Below are 18,821 nucleotides of genomic sequence, written 5' to 3'. Positions count from 1 at the left end.
GTCCAGCCCGCTTTTTGGAGTGTCAACGCGAACTCGCCTTCAACAGCATGTCGATGTCAATGTTCCCGCCAGTCAGGACAAGCCCAACGACCTTGCCGCGAAGCGGAAGTTTGCCGGTGAGAACCGCAGCCAGCGCTGCTGCACCGCCAGGTTCTACAACAAGCTTCAACTCCCTGAAAGCAAATGCGACGGCATCCAGAACTTCGTCATCCGAGACGGTGACGCCCTTGCCGGCCAATTGACGAAGGATTGAAAAGCCGACCTCCCCCGGGCTCTCGGAAAGCAAGGCATCACAGACCGAACCGGTTTTCCGGCTGTTCGACAGAAGCACACCAGCTTCCAGCGAACGCTGATAGTCATCGAACAGTTCCGGCTCGACCGTGTGAAATGTGGCAGATGGCGCCTTGTGTGAAAGTGCAAGCGCGATACCGCTTGATAGGCCTCCGCCGCCTGTGCAGGCCAGAACATCATCCAGTTGCAATCCCAAGGCGGTAGCCTGGGCAGCCAATTCCAAGCCTACGGTTCCTTGCCCCGCAATGACCGCAGGGTCGTTATAGGGGTGCACGAAGGTCGCCCCGGTTTCCGCACCGATTCTCGCTGCGATGGCATCGCGGTCTTCATTCTCACGATCGTAAGTCACGACCTCAGCGCCAAACTCGCGCGTGCGCGCCAGTTTAATCGCAGGGGCGTTCTGCGGCATGACAATCGTTGCCGGCATCCCAAGCAAACGGGCGCTGGCGGCAACGCCTTGCGCGTGATTGCCCGATGAACACGCAACGACGCCTTTTTGCCTGTCGTTTTCAGGAATGAGACTGAGGCGGTTGAAAGCACCACGAAATTTGAACGACCCGCTCCTCTGCAGGTTTTCCGGCTTGATCAGAACGGTCGCCCCGGTAAGTTCATCAAGCAACGGGTGGCGAAGCACAGGTGTCAGCAGCGCTTCTTCACGAATCCGCTCAGCTGCTGCTTCTATGTCTGCAAAAGATATGGCTTTTCCGGAATAGGCGGCCAATTCACCGTAGGAAGGCGTGGCATCAGTCTCGTTCATCGGCGCTCACCTCAATCGCTGTAGGGAAGTCCGATGACTAGTGAGAAATCGGTTCAAATTCAACAAGCCAGCAACAAATGAACAACCGCGCCCTGAAGAAACACCAAACACCTCCTGGTTTCATTCAGCAGCGTTCGCTTCGGCAAATTGGGTATTGTGAAGGTCACGTGCCCTTATGCAATTGTCCAGAAACTGGCGCGCACTTGCAGCCCAGGTGTAATTCATTGCAATCCTGCGGCAGTGTTCGCGGGGAATATCAAGCGCTGCTTCAGCTGCTTCCTGCAGATTTTCAGACAGAACACCCGCACCGGTATCACCAATGACATCCAGAGGTCCCATCACTGGAAATGCCGCGACCGGTACGCCGCAGGCAAGTGCCTCCAGCATGACATTGCCGAACGTATCGGTGAGCGAAGGGAATACAAAAACATCGCCATCGGAATAGTGCCGGGCAAGCACTTCTCCAACCATTGCGCCTGTGAAGTGGACGTCGGCATATTGGCGGCGCAGCACTTCAAGTTGAGGGCCGCCGCCAACGACAACTTTGGAGCCCTTCAGCTTGAGATTCAGGAACGCCTCGATGTTCTTTTCAACCGCGACACGCCCGACATACATAAAGACAGGTCTTGGCAAGTCGGCAGGCAGAACAGAACCTTCATATGGCTTGAAGAGCTGCTCATCGACGCCGCGGGACCAGCGCATAAGGTTCTTGAACCCGCGCTCGCGGAGATCCTGTTCAAGAGACCGGGTTGCAACCATGCAGCCGCAGCCGGAGTTATGGAACCGACGAAGCCAGCCATAAGACCAGTTCAGCGGAACGGGCAGACGAGCGGAGACATATTCCGGAAACCGTGTGTGGTAGCTCGTCGTGAAGGGTTGACCGTTTTTTTGGCAACGCTTGCAGCAAGCACACCGAGCGGTCCTTCAGTTGCGATATGCAGATGCTCGCAGTTGTATTCCTCGATTTTGCGGCGAACCATGCCCCGGTGCGCCAGGGACAGGCGTATCTCGGGATAGGTGGGGCATGGCAGCGTCAGAAAGGCCTGGGGCGACAGGACTTCAACGCGAACGCCGATAGCTTCCAGCTCCTCAGCGGTTCGCTCCAGGGATCTAACAACACCGTTTATTTGCGGATGCCAGGCATCCGTCACAATCAGAATGGAACTCATGCGGCGACCGAAGCTTCCTTCGTCTCCACCGGCACGGCTCCCATCCGGGCGCTGTTCACCCATCGTATCACCTCAAACGTACCATCGTGGTGCTCAGCAACCGCAGTGCAGCTCTCCACCCAGTCACCGGTGTTGATATAGTGAATTCCGTTCATATCACGGTCTGCGGCATGGTGAATGTGTCCGCAGATGACACCATCAACACCCTGGCGCCGCGCTTCTTCAGAAAGGGCTTCCTCGAACCGGCCAATGAAGCTTACCGCATTTTTGACTTTCAGCTTCGCCCAGGCCGAGAGTGACCAGTATGTCAGGCCCAGGCGGCGGCGCACCAGATTAAGCCAGGTGTTCACGTTGAGCGCAGTCACATAGGCCTTGTCACCGAAGAATGCGAGCCATTTGGCGTGCCTGATCACAACATCGAACTGGTCTCCGTGGATAACCAGATACCGTTTCCCGTTGGCCGCTTCATGCACGATGCTGTCCGCCACCTCGACACCACCAAAATGGGTTCCCAGAAAATTTCTCAAAAACTCGTCATGATTTCCGGGAATATAAAGAACGCGTGCGCCCTTTCGGCCTTTGCGAAGAATTTTCTGAACCACATCATTGTGGAACTGTGGCCAGTACCAGGAGCGCTTCAGCCGCCAGCCGTCGACAATATCTCCAACGAGATAGACCGTCTCGGCGTCATTTTCCTTCAGAAAGTCTAGCAGCAGTTCAGCTTGGCAACCGCGGGTGCCCAGGTGAACATCCGATATGAACAGAGCCCTGTAGTGGCGCGATGCCTCCGATGCAGACATGGCATTTCTCCAAATTCCTTTTGGAGCGCTTTAGACGCGATTCAGGTATCACTATTATGACAAAAAGCTTGGGGTACTGCCGTGGTTTCGATTTCCAACGTTTATGATTAACACTGGATCAGCTCGCCGAACGCACCGCTATCCGTCTTGAACACCCAAACGTTACACCATTCCCCTGCGCGCACTTGGCTGTTTCAGCTACCGGATTGACGGCGCATTCGTTGGCAGCCAAAAGGGGCAACACGATTTCCCACAGAGGAGACAAAAAATGAACTTGGGTCTAAAGGGTAAAAAGGCCATCATCTGTGCATCCAGCCGAGGTCTGGGTCGAGGGTGTGCGGAAGCCTTGGCGGAAGCAGGGTGCGACATTGTTTTGAACGGGCGCGACGAAACCGCACTTGCGACAACCAAAGCCGCCATTCAGGAACGCTTTGATGTGAATGTCCAAAGCGTTGCCGCTGACGTCTCAACCCGCGAAGGCCAGAATGCTCTGCTTGCGGCCTGCGCTGCCCCAGACATCCTGATCAACAACAACGGTGGCCCTCCTCGCCGGGATTACACCGAGCTCACACGTGAAGCGCTGCTCGAAGGCACTGTCCAGAATTTCGTCACGCCAATCGAATTGATCCAGGCCGTAGTGCCTTCAATGAAGGAGCGCGGTTTCGGGAGGATCGTCAACATCACGTCTCTTTCGGTCAAGATGCCGATTGAAGGTCTGGATCTATCCAGCGGAGCTCGGGCAGGCCTCACAGCCTTTCTGGCCGGTGTAAGCCGCCAACTGGCGCCCCACGGCGTTACCGTGAACAACATCCTGCCGGGCAAGATGGACACAGACCGTCTGAAAGGCGGCTTTGAACTTTCTGCAAAGCAGTCCGGCAAAAGCGTCGCAACGATCCGCGAAGAACAAGCCGCAGGTATCCCGATAGGACGATTTGGCAACGCGGAAGAGTTCGGTCAAGCCTGTGCGTTCTTGTGCTCGCAATACGCCGGTTACATCACCGGACAGAACCTGCTGATCGACGGAGGCCTTTATCCGGCAGCGTTTTAACAGACCGTTCCGATAAAAAAGGCCGGGGTCTTCCCCGGCCTTTTGCATTCCACTTTAACTTGATCAGAATTTGTAGCGCATTGACGCGGAGATGATGTTCACGTGGCTGTCGACGTCGGCGGTGTAGGTGCCGAAGGCGGCGTTAAAGTCCTGGTGATTGGAATCGATGTTGATTTTCGTCGATTCTGGAATGATGTGCGTGTACCCCAAATCAAAAGACAAGTGCTTGTTGAAATTGTAGCTCGCACCTGCTGAGAGCCACCAGCGATTGTTGTCTGGCAAACGTGTTGACCGGATATCCTCGTCGATCGGTGAGATTTCGTAGCCAAGACCAGCGCGGAAAGTCAGCTTTTCGTTGTAGTCGTACTCACCGCCGAGCGAAAAGAACCAGCCGTCATCATAGTTGAAATGAAGCGTGGTCAGTGCTGCGCCGGTCGCATCGGAAATTGCACGCGGCGATTTCAGCCGGCTCCAGTTTGTCCACTCAACTGTTCCCAATACACGAATTTTGTCAGTGATCTGCTGCCGGGCTGAAACGTTGACCATGTCGGGTGTTACTACGCCAAGGCCGATGGCCCGGGTCACGCCGCCTACGAACAGGTCACCATCAAGATCATGGCCGACGCCGGAACGATAACCGACACCGATTTCCGTACCTTTCATGGGGCGTACTGTCAGGCCGGCCGTAACACCGTAGCCAATGCTGCTGCCCGAGATTTCGTTCGAACGCGGAAACCCTGCTCCAGAGGTCGCGTCTGCCGACTTCAGCGAGACATCCAGGTATTGAACCTGAATACCAACGGCCAAAGAGAACATCTCATTGATCTGGAGAGCCACCGCCGGGTTTACGTTCAACGAGAAAACGGACGACGATCTTGAATAGAACTGTGCCGCCCAGTTCTGCTCCGGTTTGGTAGACAAACCAAAGGGCGCATTGACGCCGACACCGAAGATCAACTGATCGTTCAATCGATAAGCGGCATAGGACGCGGGAATAAACGCATCGGACGCGATGTCACCGCTTCCGATAGAGGATGTTCCAAGCGCTCCCCCGCTGAGCGTTCCATTGATATCTGATACCGGAAAAAGCCCCGAATTGTGCGCCTCAACAGTCAGCCCCTGTTGCGCACCTATAAGCGATGCCGGGTTCCAGTACATGGAGGATATACCACCGCCCGAGGTCCCGTAGCCTGCAAATGACAGCCCCTGATAGTAGGAACTTTGCTCTCTAAGAGCAAAGCCGCCTGCATGCGCACTGGTCGCAACTACAGATAGAATAATTGCAGAGGTTGTAAGTAGTAGTGTTCTTTTGTCTGCCCACGGCATTGCGTTTTCTCCCGTCCTCATGCCCAAGGATGTTTCGTGACATCTCTAGACAGGTTTCCCGGAGAACGAAGGTCGATTCAACACGTTTAAAAACTCAATCAGCTTTAAGAAAAACTATGCTGCAGCGCGAAATAAGCCTCAATCAGACAGGTTATTCTCTTGGGTTGGATCATAACACTGACGAAAGGTTCTCTTCCGAGACTGTTTGTCATGTTGGCGACACACTTTCACACGATTGCACAAAAAACAGGCAGTCACGAGAAGACCTTCCGATAACGTCAATTAACCTGTGGACGTTGCGGCTTTGCCACACGTACCCTAGGGGAATATGCCGCCCTTGCTGGACATATTTCCGCAGAAACACTGGTAATTTGCACAATCCATTGAAACGCACTTTGGAAGATTATCGCCTGTTCCAAGGTTCCAATTTGTCTCCAAGGAGTTGAATTCGCCTCGAAATCAGATCGATTTTTAAAAGAAACCACTGACTTCGACGGCACAACCTCCGTGTGTCATCGCCCTATTCGTCAATATGGTTGTTGGTGCTCTTTGCCTCAGATGCGGTTGCGAGACCGACAGGCCATACCGGGAGGGTACGGCCTTGCCGGATATCGCTTTACACGCTGTCGTCTCTGGCTGTCATGAAGCTTCGCATCGCGACACTGCTCCAGGGACCTAGTCTGCGTTTCGCGGACTGGTGGCTTTCGAATATCCGCTTCGCCAAGGGGTCTTTCTCCGCAAACTCTGCCAGGACAATGCCCGCGGTCTCTTTCAGAGCACTCAGAACATCATCTGGGTATGGCAACACACTGACACCGTCTTCTTCTTGAAGCAGCTGCAGCGAGCCCGCGTTTTCCCAATCACTTTCAGCAAGCGCCCGTCCGTTCTCCGCGCGGCATGCCTCTGTCAAGATACTCTGGAGGTCTTTCGGCAACCGATCAAATGCATCCTGATTGAAAAGGGCTTCGCCGGTCCCGTTGGGTTCATGAAAGCCGGGCGAATAGTAGGACTTGGCGACTTTCTGAAATCCCATCGCGCGATCGGACCAGGGACCGAGAAACTCGGTGGCATCGAGAACACCGGATTGAAGTGCCTGAAAGAGTTCGCCTGGTGGCAATCCAACAGGCGTCGCCCCGAGGCGTCGCATGACTTCACCGCCGAGACCCGGCATGCGGATTTTCAGCCCCTTCAAGTCATCGAGCCCTTGAAGCTTCTTTTTGTACCACCCCCATCTGGACGCCCGTATTGCCCGCCATGACAGGTTTCAAACCGAACGGGGCATAAAGCTCGTCCCAAAGTGCTTGCCCACCACCACGTTCGATCCACGAGATATGCTCATAAGGCAACAGTCCAAAGGGGATGGCTGTGAAAAAAACCGAAGCCGGTATCTTGCCCTGCCAAAAGAACGACGCCGTATGGGCCATTTCCGCCGTTCCGGCCGACACCGCATCGAACACCCCAAGGGCAGGGACCAATTCGCCTGCTGCATAGAGCCGGATCTTAAACCGGCCGTTGGACATGGCCGCAACCTGATCGCTTATCCGCTGCGCACTCACACCTGGGCCGGGCAAATTTTTGGGCCAGGAGGTCACCATCTTCCATTCGATGGGAGCCATATCGTCTGCGATTGCCGGCGCAGCGAGGACGGATGCGCCGGAAAGGGCAGATGTCGCCAAAATGGACCGGCGGTTGATGAGACGTCTTTCTAACGATTTCGTATCCGTCATCTCATTTGCTCCAAAGGGAATGATAGTGGTGAACCGGCCCGTGTCCCTGGCCTATGTCGAGCGTATCGGCAGCCAAAATTGCTGCCTGAATGTAGGTCTTTGCTGATCTGACCGAGGCTTCAAGCCCCTGCCCTTTGGCAAGCCCTGCCGCAATCGCAGATGACAGCGTACAACCGGTACCGTGGGTATTGTTCGTGGCAATGCGTGTTTCGCGTAGCCAGAGCGCTGACCCGTTCGCCGTCAGGAAAAGATCTGCACTCTCCTGACCGGTTCCATGCCCCCTTTCAGGAGAACAGAGCGCGCCCCAAGTTGGAGAAGACTTTCAGCCTGTTCCTGCATTTGCGCTTCTGTCTCGGCGACACCTGTCTCAAGCATTCTGGCCGCTTCATGAAGATTGGGCGTAATCACCTCGGCCAGGGGCACAAGGACCTCGATCAAACTGGAGACTGCGCTGGCTTGAAGCAGAGGGTCGCCGGAGGCGGCAACCATTACCGGATCAAGGACAACCGGCCCGGTTTTGTGGGCATTAAGCCCCTCAGCAACGGCTTCTATGATCAGAACCTGTGAAAGCATGCCAATTTTGGTTGCCCCAACTTTCAAGTCGGAATAGACGGCATCCATCTGGGCGCGCACAAATTCGGGTGGAATATCGTGAATGGCGCTCACACCAAGGGTGTTTTGCGCAGTCAACGCCGTTAAGACGCTGGCACCGTAAACACCGTTTGCCGAAAAGGATTTCAGATCAGCTTGAATGCCGGCGCCGCCGCCGGAATCAGAGCCTGCAATCGTCACCGCAATCGCGGTCATGGTGTCCTCCTTCGAAAATCAGAAAATCTTGGTTCTTAAGCGCTGCGGAGCCTGGCTTCGATATCGCTGAGGCTGAGGTTGTAAAGTGCGTCGAGCAGTTCAGGCACAAACGTTCCCGGACCAGCAGCCTGACCGGCAGCAACTTCACCCGCAATGTTGAACACCGACAGACCGGCAGCCGCTGCCAGCGCGGTATCCTTTTCAACACTTGCAAATGCCGCCAGGACCGCGCCTCCGGCACACCCGGTTGCCGTCACCCGCGCCATCAGGGGATCGCCGTTGAGAAGATGAAAATCTCTCTCTCGGCTTTCGATCTTGTCCCTTTCCCCGGTCACGGCAAGAACAGTTCCCTTTGCAATCAGCGCCTCGGCATCTGCCCGCTCCTGAAAAAGCGCGCTCTGTTCAGCCTCGTTCAGGCGAACAAGATCCGGCTGACAGACCAAAAGTTCCTTGGCGAACGCACATCGCACTGATGAAAGGTTCACAAAAACCGGATCGATCAGAACGGGGTGTTCATTGTCGCGTGCAGCGGCAACAGCCAAGGGAATTGCCGCCCGGCGGGTTTCGTCCAGCGTACCAAGGTTGACCAGAAGCGCATCTGCACCGGCAGCAAAGCTGGCAACCTCCTGGGGAGCAATGGTCATCGAAGGAATGGCACCGAGCGCGAGCAGCACATTGGCAGTAAAGCCCTGTGCAACAGCATTGGTTATTGCGTGTACGCGCGGTTCACGTTTGCGCACACGTTGCAGAAGTTCGAAAACCGTCTCGGGCTGGAGATCTTGTGTTGAAGCCGCGATGGAGAGGCTCATGTGCTCCTCCCGGACATCGTTGGTTTCAGACTGCAAAACTCTGCGAGATTGAACAGGGCTGTTGCCAGACACATCGTCATCTCAAATCCCTCCGCCGGTATCAGCCGGATCAGGTTCAAGGAGTTGGCAAGTCGCCTCTCAGCCCGCGCCACAATGGCCGGGCACCCCCATGAGATGCTTGCACTGCTAACAAGGCTGACGGCGGATTGCAAGTACCTGCCCAAAGGCTTGTCGGGATCTGCAATTGACTGCGGCGGGGAGATGCGCGATGTCCTTGAGAGCAGTCTTTTCCAACGCGCCAAACGTCCGGAGCTCCGCATGACCCCGTTTTTCGTGATGATCAAATGCCAACTGGGCAAGACCTATCAGGTTGCCAGCGCTATCGCAGATGCGGAAATCGCGTCAGAAGTCTATTCCACCAGTGGCGACTATGATCTGCTGATCAAGTTCTATGTCGAAAGCGATGCGGACATCGGCCATTTCGTCAATGAAAAGGTCCATCCGATCGATGGCATTCAGGACACCAAAACAATCATTACGTTCAAAGCCTTTTAAAGCGCCGCAAGCAGGAGCCGACAAATGCGCATGATGAAATCAGCCCTGTTCTCCGCAGCCCTCTGCACTCTGCCGCTTGCCGCAGGTTTGCCGGCCAAGGCACAAGGCATGCCGCCGGAACAGATCAAACAAATTCTTGGCGTTACCAAGACTAGCTGGGTGGCTTTCCGGGATTGGGAAGGCCAGGACCTTATTTATTTCACCCATCTTGAAGCCTGGAAATGTGGCATCGACTATGTCTTCTTCGGCCTGAACGGAGGACCGCTGGAAGAAGTCTGGGAACTGGATGAGTGTGATCCGGACAATCCAAACGCGGTCTTGAAAGACAAGCCATACCTGGAATTGCCGGACGGATCGGTTCAATCCATCAGCGTTCAGCTTGTCTTTCCGGACGGAACCAAAAGCGCGGTCGAAACCTACCCCTACAAACCGCAGTAATCGGCAGTGGTTGGTAAAAGCCTGATCCCTGGATCAAGACTTCGACGGTGAGGACGCTCGTCGTGCCTTGGTTCTGTCGAGGCCAAGCCTGTGCTCGCGGTAGATCACGAAAATACCGGCGGCAATGACGATCATCGCGCCGAGCACCACTTCGGTGACCGGCACTTCGGAAAAAATCAGCCAACCGACGATAATCGCCCACAGCATGTTGACGTAATCGAATGGTGCAATGGTTGAGGCTTCCGCATAGCGATAGCTTTGCGTCAGAAAGATCTGTCCGACACCACCCGCGAGCCCGATCAGAACCAGCAGACCCGCAGTAGATGCATCCGGCCACACCCAGGCCTGACCCGGCGCAAACAACCCCAGCGGAAAGGTCAGAAGGGACAGCAGGGTGGCTGCACCGGCAAACCAGGTCACAATGGTTGACGTGCGTTCTGTCTCGCACAGCTTGCGTACAGTGATCATGGCCAGCGCGGCAAAACCCGCGCCCGTGACACCGATCAGCGCGCCCAGAGCAGAGGCATTGTCGAGCTGCCCTTCACCAAGGTGGGGTGACAAGACGACAAGAATGCCGAGAAAGCCAACGCCGACTGCGCTCCAGCGATAGATGCGGACCTGTTCGCCAAGCAGAAAGAACGCGAGGACAACCACGATCAGGGGCGTGGCAAAACCGATCGCGGTCGCATCCGGCAACGGCAGCAGATAGAGCGCGGTAAAACCGCAGACCATCGCTGAAAGTCCGACGGCTGCGCGCGTCAGATGGCCTTTCGGATTCTGTGTTTCAAAGGCAAGTCCAAGTTCACCCCGAAAGGCAACCATCAATAGAACCGGAAAAAGGCCGAAAAAGTTTCGCGCGAAAACAAGCTGACCAATTGGTACTGTTTCAGCTGCAATCTTCAGAGCCGTTGCCATGACGAAGAAGGCGATTGTCGAAGCAAGTTTCAGCGAAATACCGAGCATGGGCGCGTGTCGCGTCATTCCTGTCGGAGCGGGCTGCCTTTTCAATCGGGTTTTCACGCTTGCTAGCGTCATGTGGAATTCCAGGAACCGGCGCAATGAATACGTCTTGCCCGTGATGCACCGGATTGGAAATCACGTGACGTTGAACAGAAACTGCCATCGACTGAAGGTTCAGCCGCATCAAGTAAAGGATCGCCTTGAAAAGACATTTTGGAGCGGGGTCTTAAATGAGTAGCCCAAACAGTATCTGTCCTGTGCGCATCATTTGCAACGCTGCTCTTGAAAATCGTCATCGGGAGGCGCGAGAACAAGCGCAGGACGACCTGTTCCCACCTCATTGTGGCAAACAGGATCAAAAACAGTCCGGCAACTTTGTCTCAAATCGCCGGAACTTTCGAAATGGCCTCTGCCAATCAGTCTTTGATCTGCAGTGTCACGGCCTTTGAACCATGAAAAAACATGGTTCTGAAGCCCTTCGTCGCAAATCTGGACCTGACTGACACGTGAAAAAATAATTTGGGTGTTCGCAGCCTAAAGCTTTGCCTCTTTTTCCGACAACAGTCTCGCGAGTTCTTCAGGCGGCATCGTTTCGCGTTCGGCGATGGACACTTCAAAGCCTTTGAGTCGTTTGTAGATGGACAGCAGTTCGATAATCGTGGACCAGGAATTCACCAGATACTGGAAGGAATTCGAGACCTGCCCAAACGCGGTCAGAATCTGCTGGACGATACCGTACGTGATCGTGCCGGCGACAATCGTTGGCACCAGAATGAAATAGGTGAACATGTTGTCGGCCTGCAGATAGAACCCGCGCGCCAGGTTGAAATAAAGGTAGTGAAAATAGAGACGGAAGTAGTTCTTCCTCACATTGCTGAACAGCTCGGTGAGGGTTGGCGGTTGAGCCCTGTGCTCATGATCCTCACCATAGACCAGTTCTTTCCGGTACGCGGCTTCAACCCTTTGGTTGTGAAACTCTAGCCCGGGCAGCTTGATCCCGACCACAGCAAGCAGAACGGTTCCGAACAAAGACCACAATATAGCGGCAGTGAAGAGCGGCGCAGGGATCTCGCCGACGATAGGCAACGTGCTGACGTAAGTCGACAAGCTGAAAAGGACAGGAAGGAACGCAATCAGCGTCATGACGGCATCGATCATGGAAACACCCAGGCCTTCCATGATCGAGGCAAAGCGCATCGTGTCTTCCTGAATACGCTGTGAAGCGCCCTCAATGTGGCGGACATTGCCCCACTTTGCGACGTAATAGTCGTTCATCGCGGTTCGCCAGCGGAAGATATAGTGGCTGACGAAAAACCTGTTCATCACAAACAGGGCCATCGACAACCCTGCAATCTGCGCGAACATCAGCATAAGCATGTAAAAATCGGCGGCAACAACGCCCTTGTCGCCCTCCAGCGCATTTTGCAGCGTATCCCCGAAGGGCCGCCGCCAATTGTTGATCGCCACCGAAACCTGGACCGAGAAATAGGTGATGAAAATGATCAGCGAAGAGCCCCAGACGGACCATACATGCCATCTGTGATCGCGCTCGAAATACCACCAGAAACCGCCGAAAAGCACCGTGCAAACGGCGTAGTAGATGTAGAACCACAAGAAGTCGGGCGTCACAAAGAATCTGAGATCAATCGGGGGTGGTCCTTCAGATGCCGCTCCAAGACCCAGGCTTGGGCCAAGGTCACTGGCAAAGCCGTACCAGACAATTACCGCAGCAAGCGACCATATCGCGGCAGACAGGAAAAACAGTTTTGGTTTCGGAAAGAAGGATTGAAACACAAGTAAATTCCTGACTGTTCGAATTCAATGAGTGACGATCGGAGCCGCCGGATAGTCAAACTGTGCTTGGTAACGACGAAATCAAGCAAGAAGCTGAATAACACTATTCACACAATTATAGACACCGCAGCGTCCTGCCGCAGTCCCTGGAGACACAATAACGCTCAATTTCCTGTGTGGCGCTGTTGTGGCTTGCACAAAAAAAGAGGCATCTTTTGGATGCCTCTTCTCACAAACGAAACTCAACTTTACCGGGCCGCCTGGATTGCGTCCCAGACCCGGAGCGGCGTCGCGGGCATATCGAAAACCTCTTCAACGCCCGCCCCGTCTTTCAGGGCCACCTGAATGGCGTTCATGACCGCAGCCAGGCCGCCGATTGTTCCGGCCTCGCCCGCGCCCTTGATACCCATGGCATTCGTGGTGGAAGGAATGTTGCGCGTTTCAAAGTGAATGTCCGGCAAATCCGCAGCCCGGATCAACTGATAGTCCAGCAGTGAGGCGGTCAGCAGTTGTCCTTCTTCGTCATAAACCGTGTGTTCGCACAGGGCTTGGCTAATGGCCGAGACCACACCGCCATGCACCTGTCCCGTCAGCAGCAATGGGTTCACGGTTACACCGAAATCGTCAACGATGACATAGTTCGCGACGGTGATGTCACCGGTTTCCGGATCGATCTCAAGCTCACAGATATGAGTGCCGTTCGGATAGGTGTTTTCCGACTGCGCAACCTCTTCCCGAGCGGAAAGGGTCTCACCGGTGCTTGCAGCGATCTCAGCGAGAGTTACCTGCTGATCCGTCCCGACAACGCGCACCACACCGCTCTCAAGTTCAAGATCTTCTATGCCGGCCTCAAGTTTGTCAGCAGCCAGCTCCTTGACCTTTTTAACCAGCGAGACGCTGGCATCGCGCACTGACGGCAACCCAATCGGAATGGATCGGGAACCACCGGTTCCACCGCCCTTGCGCACACGGTCTGTATCGCCCTGGATCAGAGTGACATCCTCGATGCTAACACCGAACTGTTCGGCAACAACCTGGCTGTACGCCGTGTCGTGGCCCTGACCGTTGGTTTGTGTCCCAATCAGGAGAGTCAGGCTTCCCTTGTCATCAAGTTCCAGCGTGGCTTCCTCGCTGCCAGCGAAGGCACAAGCCTCGACGTAGGAACAGATGCCTATACCACGGTATTTGCCGAATTGAGCGCTTTCAGCCTGGCGTGCTTTGAAACCGTCCCAGTCCACCACTTCAAGTGCTTTATCAAGATGGCCGGCAAAGTCTCCGGTGTCATAAAGACGGCCGGTCTGAGTTGTATAAGGCAGCTGATCTGCCCGGATGAAATTGAGCTTCCGGAATTCGATCGGGCCAAGGCCTGTTTCCTCGCCCGCCTTGTCGATCAGGCGCTCAAGCACATAAGCAGCTTCCGGGCGTCCTGCACCCCGATAGGCATCGGTCGGCACCGTGTGCATATAGACACCATCGATTTTCGCAAAAACAGCTGGGATGTCATAAAGCCCGGATGCCATTGAGGCACCTAGATAGGGGATGAACGGACCGAACTGGTTCAGATAGGCGCCCATGGCAGCTTTCACATGCACATTGAGGCCCAGGATACGGTTGTTCTCGTCAAGCGCGAGCTCGGCATGGGTCAGGTTGTCCCTGCCATGCGCGTCGGTCACAAAATGCTCCATTCGCTCACCTGCCCACCGCACCGGCCGTTCTAGAGACCTGGCAGCAATCATCGCCAGCGGGTATTCGCGATAACAGAAGGCCTTGGTCCCGAAACCGCCGCCGACTTCAGGCGTAATCACCTGGATCTCGCTAGCCTCAAGTCCGAGCGTGCTGCAGAGAATATCGCGCACTCCGTGACCACCTTGGGTGCCGAGCGTCAGTTTGAAACGTCTGCCCGGCGTATCGTATTCAGCGACACAGCCACGCAGCTCCATGTAGTTGACGACAATCCGGTTGTTGACCACTTCAATCGACACGGTCTTGTGGGCTTTGGAGAAGGCTTCTTGTGTTTTGGCCTGGTCCCCATGTCCGAGCGTGAAAGAGACATTCGTTCCCAGCTCTGGCCAGACCTTTGCCGCATCCGGGTCCAACGCATTTTCAATACCAATGACCACATCGAGCGGTTCGTAGTCGATTTCGAGCATCTCTGCAGCGCTTTTGGCAAGGTTCAAATCATCCGCGACGATGAACGCAATGGCATCGCCGACGAAACGAACGGTGTCTTCACACAAAAGCGGTTGAGGTGGCGCTTCGTAGTGCGTCCCATCCAGCTGCTTGATGCGAGCAGCCGTCAACAAAGACTTTCCCGCAACGTCCGCGCCGGTGAGAACCATATGCACACCGTCCATCTCGCGGATGTCATCAGCGTTCTCGACCTTGATCTTGGCGTGAGCCATCGCTGAACGAACGACAACACCATGAAGACAGCCGTCCGGCATATAGTCGCCTGTGTAGATCCCCTTGCCTGTGATCAGCGGTTCGTCTTCTTTCCGACGCAATGGAGCGCCGACACCGAATTTCGGAGTGACCATCTGGTTCATGAATTTGGACCTGTATTTTTGGGAAGAACTTCCCTGAGAACTTGCCGCGCAGCGAAGGTGGCTGTTTCTTGGAACATAGTGCCCGCGACCAGCAGATGCCAGAGGGACAGTCAGTCCACGAGCCTATTGTCCAATTGGTTGCGCTGCAAATACGACTTAGTCAAAACTACTCTGAGTGGCCTTTTTGGACCGCTCTACTTCCGGCAGTTTGCACCAAGCTTTTGGCTTCCGTCAACAATGCGGGCAAAACAACAGTCGGCGTGTGACCTGCCCTTAAACCGGATCATGAGCTCTCGTAAGGATTTTTGGCGCTCCGGTCTTCAGAAAGGCTTCTGCGTGTTTCACGTGTAAGGTTCTCGATTGCGTCGGCTAGATGACTTTCCTGGATGTTGTAGTCTCCCTGCGCAACACGGAGCTTGTGAGCCTCGAGCATCACTTCTCCCATGGAAACTCCAGCAGGTGGTTGAAACCGGTAGCTGGCCAATTCGATCAACAACCCTAGCGGATCGCGAAAATAAATTGAATCCATGAAACCGCGGTCTTTCGGGCCGCTATGGGAAATTCCACGCACGTCCAGCCTGTCCGCAATCTGCCTGAATGTTGCCTGAGACACGTCAAGCGCCAGATGGTGCACACAGCCGATTGCTTGCGGCGCGGGTTCTGCATCAGGCTTTCGATCTTCGTTCGTAAAAATGGTGATCAAGCGCCCGTCACCCGGATCGAAATAGAGATGGCTCTGATTGGGGTCATCGAGATTGGGTTGCTCAAAGACAAATGGCATCCCGAGCAAACCTTCCCAGAAGTCGATGGAGGTTTGTCTGTCCGCTCCGACAAGCGTGATGTGATGCACGCCCTGTGTCTGAATCTTGCGCAAGTTATCCTCCCCTATCCAATTCGCGAATTCTAAAGATACCCTCTCCTGAACCGCGAATTCAAACCTGTGCCTTTTCTTCTGGCGAAATCTGGTTAGTCTTGCTGCAAACAAAACCAATTGCCCATCGTCTTGGAGCACCTTGCTCCCATCCTATTGCCATTTGAGGCAGATGCGGCTCAGGACCAGATATGAATAAGTCCCCAGAAGACCCGGCGCCCGACAAGGGTGCAGGGCAGCCGCGCTCCGGCACGACAAACAGACTGGCAGCCAGGCTGGCCAAGCTGACCGAGGGGCTGCCTTCAAACACGATCGGAGCACTTTGGATTCTGTTGGCGGCTTTTCTGTTCTCCATCATGGTCACACTGATCAAATTCGTTGGTCAGGAGCTCAGTGTCTTCCAGATCCTTTTGGTTCGGCAGCTCGTCATGTTGGCCATTGTGGCCCCGACTATCCTGACCGGATTGCCGAATTCACTGGCAACGCAGCGGCCCTGGCTGCAACTGACCCGTATCCTTTTTGCTTCAACCGCAATGCTTTGCGGTTTCACCGCGATAATCGAATTGCCTCTGGCCGACGCGACGGCGATCAGTTTCTCCAAAACGTTTTTCGTCACGATCTTCGCGATCTGGCTGCTTGGGGAGACCGTCGGACTGCATCGCTGGGGGGCAACCATCATCGGATTTCTGGGTGTTCTGCTGATGCTGCGACCGGGAGGTGACACACTTGTCGATCCCTATGCTGCACTCGCTATCGCCGGCGCAGCCGGTGCGAGCATGGTGATGATCGTTGTTCGCATCCTGACCCGGACTGACGCACCGGTCACGATTCTGACCTACCAGGCCCTGGGCGTCGGACTCATCATGAGCATACCGGCAGTACTGACCTGGCAGTCGCCGTCCGCGAAACAGTGGCTCATCCTCATCGTGATCGGCGTCATTTCCTGGGCAGCCCAACTCGCCAATATCAAGGCGTTCAAGGCTGGCGAAGCCACTGCCATTGCTTCTCTGGACTACACGAGACTTCTTTATGCCACCATTTTTGGTGCTGTTGTTTTCAGCCAATGGCCGAGCACCGAAACGCTTATCGGTGCGGGCATCATCATCGCCGCGTCCATTTACACCGTTCACCGTGAAGCCCGGAGAGGCAAGGAACTCGCCCGCGCCTCGGACGGGCGCGGCTATTCAAACTGAAACCGCGACTTGAACAAAAAGTCACAGCGCTCTGACGTCAGGCGCTTTTTGCCTGTGTGTCAGAGCGTTTCCGAGCCTCTTCTTCAACCAGCTCCTTCTTCGACAATTTGCCCACCATGGTTTTCGGCAATTCATCCCGGAACTCGAATTCCCTTGGCATTTCGATAGAAGAAAGATGATCCTTGAGGAAGGTTTTGACGTCTTCCGCGCTCAATGAGAAGCCATCCTTCAGTTTGATGAAAGCCTTCGGCGACTGGCCGCGATACTCATCGGGGATCGCGATGACGATGGTCTCGTCTACCGCTTCATGCTGGTAGATCGCTTCCTCGATGACACGGGGATAGACATTGTAACCGGAACACAGGATCAGGTCCTTGATCCGATCAACAAGATAAATAAAGCCATCATCGTCCTGATATCCGACGTCGCCGGTATGGAGATACCCTTCCGGCGTGATGGCTTCGTCGGTGGCGTCCTGACGCTTCCAGTAACCCTTCATCACCTGGGGACCGTGAAGGAGCAATTCGCCTTTCTCGCCTTCAGCAACCTCGGTCTGGCGGTCTTCAATGCTGACGAACCTGGACGAGGTACCAGGCACCAGGCGCCCTATGGAGCCTGCGCGCCTGTTCTCATCCAGTGGATTGACGGCAGCAACTGGTGAGCTCTCTGTAAGCCCGTAACCCTCTACCAGGATGCATCCGGTCAGTTTTTCAAAACTTTCCTTCACCTCGACCGGAAGCGGTGCACCACCGGAAAGGCACAGATTAATACTGGAGAGGTCATAATTTTCGGTGAGAGGCGAATTGTTGATCGCCGTGTAGATCGTTGGAACTCCCGGGAAGAGAGTCACTTTCTTGCGCTTGATCGCCTTCAGAAGCGACTTCAGCTCAAACCTTGGCTGAAGCACCATTTCAGCACCAAGAATGATCGACAGATTTTGCGCAACCGTCATGGCGAACACGTGAAAGAAGGGAAGAACGCAGAGCATCTTCTCTTCCCCTGCCCGCGCCTTTTCAAAGACGCATCGCATCTGTTCGATATTTGCAGACAGGTTCTTGTGCGTCAGCATCGCGCCCTTTGGCACACCTGTCGTGCCACCGGTATATTGAAGGACAGCGATGGCCTCTGCCGGATCGATATTGACGGGTTTCGGCTTTTGTCCCTTTGCAAGCAGATCCTCAAAGCGGATATGCGCCTCATCATTCGGGATGTCAGCCAATTCCTTGCGTTTGAAAAGGCTGAAAAGCACCTTCTTGACCGTCGGCAGACAAAAGGACATCGGGCAAACGATAATCTTGTCGAGGATCTTCTCCTTCCGGACATCCTCCACCTTGTCGTAGATGATTTTCAGATCCATCGTCACCATGATGCGTACATCCGCATCGCGGGCCTGGAAGGCGATTTCACGTTCGACATAGAGCGGATTGAAGTTGGCGACCGTTGCACCGATCTTCATGATCGCAAAATAGAAAACTGTATAGAACGGCGTATTTGGAAGGCACAGCCCAACATGCACACCAGGACCGACGCCCATGGCCTGGAGGCCCGCGGCGGTTTCGTCGACAAGCTCGCCCAGCTCGGCATAGGTCCAGACCTTGCCCATGAAATCGGCAGCTGGCCGAGACCCGAATTCGGCAACTGTGGTTTCAAGATATTCGTGTACCGGACGGGGCGTAAACGCCTCGTTCCACTCCTCCGCAGTCGTCATAACGTTCTCCAACGCATTCTTG

17 protein-coding genes, 1 pseudogene and 1 riboswitch are annotated in these 18,821 nt (G+C 54.9%); of the genes and pseudogenes, 4 read left to right on the top strand and 14 right to left on the bottom strand.

Going from position 1 to position 18,821, the window contains the following annotated elements; genetic code table 11:
- Positions 1–22 precede the first annotated feature (22 nt).
- From ACZ1HV_RS25415 to ACZ1HV_RS25400, 4 genes are all read right to left on the bottom strand, one after another.
- On the bottom strand, positions 23–1,048 hold the full coding sequence (locus ACZ1HV_RS25415) for a threonine ammonia-lyase (protein ID WP_472716694.1): 1,026 nt from the start codon (positions 1,046–1,048) through the stop codon (positions 23–25).
- 120 nt (positions 1,049–1,168) lie between these two features.
- Positions 1,169–1,807 carry a glycosyltransferase gene (locus tag ACZ1HV_RS25410; protein ID WP_472716693.1) on the bottom strand — a complete coding sequence of 213 codons (639 nt, stop codon included), beginning with the start codon at positions 1,805–1,807 and terminating at the stop codon, positions 1,169–1,171.
- Between the two features lie 50 nt (positions 1,808–1,857).
- Entirely contained in the window at positions 1,858–2,217 is a 360-nt protein-coding gene (locus ACZ1HV_RS25405) for a hypothetical protein (RefSeq protein WP_472716692.1), read from the bottom strand.
- Entirely contained in the window at positions 2,214–3,017 is an 804-nt protein-coding gene (locus ACZ1HV_RS25400; protein ID WP_298959761.1) for a UDP-2,3-diacylglucosamine diphosphatase, read from the bottom strand. The genes ACZ1HV_RS25405 and ACZ1HV_RS25400 overlap by 4 nt, the downstream gene beginning before the upstream one ends.
- 268 nt (positions 3,018–3,285) lie before the next feature.
- On the opposite strand from ACZ1HV_RS25400, the gene ACZ1HV_RS25395 reads away from it, so the two are divergent.
- Positions 3,286–4,065 (top strand): SDR family oxidoreductase, encoded by a 780-nt coding sequence (locus ACZ1HV_RS25395; RefSeq protein WP_472716691.1) that lies wholly within the window; start codon positions 3,286–3,288, stop codon positions 4,063–4,065.
- 63 nt (positions 4,066–4,128) lie between these two features.
- Here ACZ1HV_RS25395 and ACZ1HV_RS25390 read toward each other — a convergent pair whose 3' ends face one another.
- The 5 genes and pseudogenes from ACZ1HV_RS25390 to thiM all read right to left on the bottom strand — a co-directional run bounded on the left by ACZ1HV_RS25390 (position 4,129) and on the right by thiM (position 8,734).
- Positions 4,129–5,391 carry an OmpP1/FadL family transporter gene (locus ACZ1HV_RS25390; protein WP_298819360.1) on the bottom strand — a complete coding sequence of 421 codons (1,263 nt, stop codon included), beginning with the start codon at positions 5,389–5,391 and terminating at the stop codon, positions 4,129–4,131.
- Positions 5,392–6,007: 616 nt separating this feature from the next.
- A complete protein-coding gene (locus ACZ1HV_RS25385; protein ID WP_472716690.1) occupies positions 6,008–6,583 on the bottom strand; it encodes a TRAP transporter substrate-binding protein in 576 nt (191 codons plus the stop codon).
- A gap of 1 nt (position 6,584) precedes the next feature.
- Complete coding sequence (locus tag ACZ1HV_RS25380) at positions 6,585–7,118, bottom strand: hypothetical protein (protein ID WP_472716689.1); 534 nt, start codon at positions 7,116–7,118, stop codon at positions 6,585–6,587.
- Position 7,119: 1 nt separating this feature from the next.
- Positions 7,120–7,925: pseudogene (gene thiD / locus ACZ1HV_RS25375) on the bottom strand (bifunctional hydroxymethylpyrimidine kinase/phosphomethylpyrimidine kinase).
- A 35-nt stretch (positions 7,926–7,960) separates the two neighbouring features.
- Positions 7,961–8,734 carry a hydroxyethylthiazole kinase gene (gene thiM / locus ACZ1HV_RS25370; protein ID WP_472716688.1) on the bottom strand — a complete coding sequence of 258 codons (774 nt, stop codon included), beginning with the start codon at positions 8,732–8,734 and terminating at the stop codon, positions 7,961–7,963.
- A gap of 68 nt (positions 8,735–8,802) precedes the next feature.
- Positions 8,803–8,913: riboswitch (TPP riboswitch) on the bottom strand.
- A 139-nt stretch (positions 8,914–9,052) separates the two neighbouring features.
- Between thiM and ACZ1HV_RS25365 the strand changes: the two genes are divergently transcribed.
- Positions 9,053–9,289 carry an Lrp/AsnC ligand binding domain-containing protein gene (locus tag ACZ1HV_RS25365; RefSeq protein ID WP_298819352.1) on the top strand — a complete coding sequence of 79 codons (237 nt, stop codon included), beginning with the start codon at positions 9,053–9,055 and terminating at the stop codon, positions 9,287–9,289.
- 24 nt (positions 9,290–9,313) lie between these two features.
- Positions 9,314–9,727 (top strand): hypothetical protein, encoded by a 414-nt coding sequence (locus ACZ1HV_RS25360; RefSeq protein ID WP_472716687.1) that lies wholly within the window; start codon positions 9,314–9,316, stop codon positions 9,725–9,727.
- A gap of 33 nt (positions 9,728–9,760) precedes the next feature.
- Here the strand turns inward: ACZ1HV_RS25360 and ACZ1HV_RS25355 are convergent, their stop codons facing one another.
- The 4 genes from ACZ1HV_RS25355 to ACZ1HV_RS25340 all read right to left on the bottom strand — a co-directional run bounded on the left by ACZ1HV_RS25355 (position 9,761) and on the right by ACZ1HV_RS25340 (position 15,901).
- Positions 9,761–10,762: a DMT family transporter gene (locus ACZ1HV_RS25355; protein WP_298959749.1), complete on the bottom strand. Its 1,002-nt coding sequence runs from the start codon at positions 10,760–10,762 to the stop codon at positions 9,761–9,763.
- 459 nt (positions 10,763–11,221) lie between these two features.
- Positions 11,222–12,481, bottom strand: a complete 1,260-nt coding sequence (gene sbmA / locus ACZ1HV_RS25350) for a peptide antibiotic transporter SbmA (protein ID WP_472716686.1) — start codon at positions 12,479–12,481, stop codon at positions 11,222–11,224.
- Positions 12,482–12,729: 248 nt separating this feature from the next.
- A complete protein-coding gene (locus ACZ1HV_RS25345; RefSeq protein ID WP_472716685.1) occupies positions 12,730–15,027 on the bottom strand; it encodes a xanthine dehydrogenase family protein molybdopterin-binding subunit in 2,298 nt (765 codons plus the stop codon).
- Between the two features lie 283 nt (positions 15,028–15,310).
- Entirely contained in the window at positions 15,311–15,901 is a 591-nt protein-coding gene (locus tag ACZ1HV_RS25340; RefSeq protein ID WP_472716684.1) for a VOC family protein, read from the bottom strand.
- A gap of 188 nt (positions 15,902–16,089) precedes the next feature.
- Here ACZ1HV_RS25340 and ACZ1HV_RS25335 point away from each other — a divergent pair, with 188 nt between their 5' ends.
- The gene (locus ACZ1HV_RS25335) at positions 16,090–17,091 is read left to right on the top strand and encodes a DMT family transporter (protein WP_472716683.1); all 1,002 of its coding nucleotides are present in this window, start codon (positions 16,090–16,092) and stop codon (positions 17,089–17,091) included.
- Positions 17,092–17,128: 37 nt separating this feature from the next.
- Here ACZ1HV_RS25335 and ACZ1HV_RS25330 read toward each other — a convergent pair whose 3' ends face one another.
- Positions 17,129–18,799, bottom strand: coding sequence for a long-chain-fatty-acid--CoA ligase (locus tag ACZ1HV_RS25330; protein WP_472716682.1), 1,671 nt, complete (start codon positions 18,797–18,799; stop codon positions 17,129–17,131).
- Positions 18,800–18,821: the final 22 nt, after the last annotated feature.

Source organism: Roseibium sp. JB4-4, from assembly GCF_055693425.1.
Note: the sequence above shows the minus strand (reverse complement) of the source record. Positions and strands in the feature narration are given on the sequence as shown.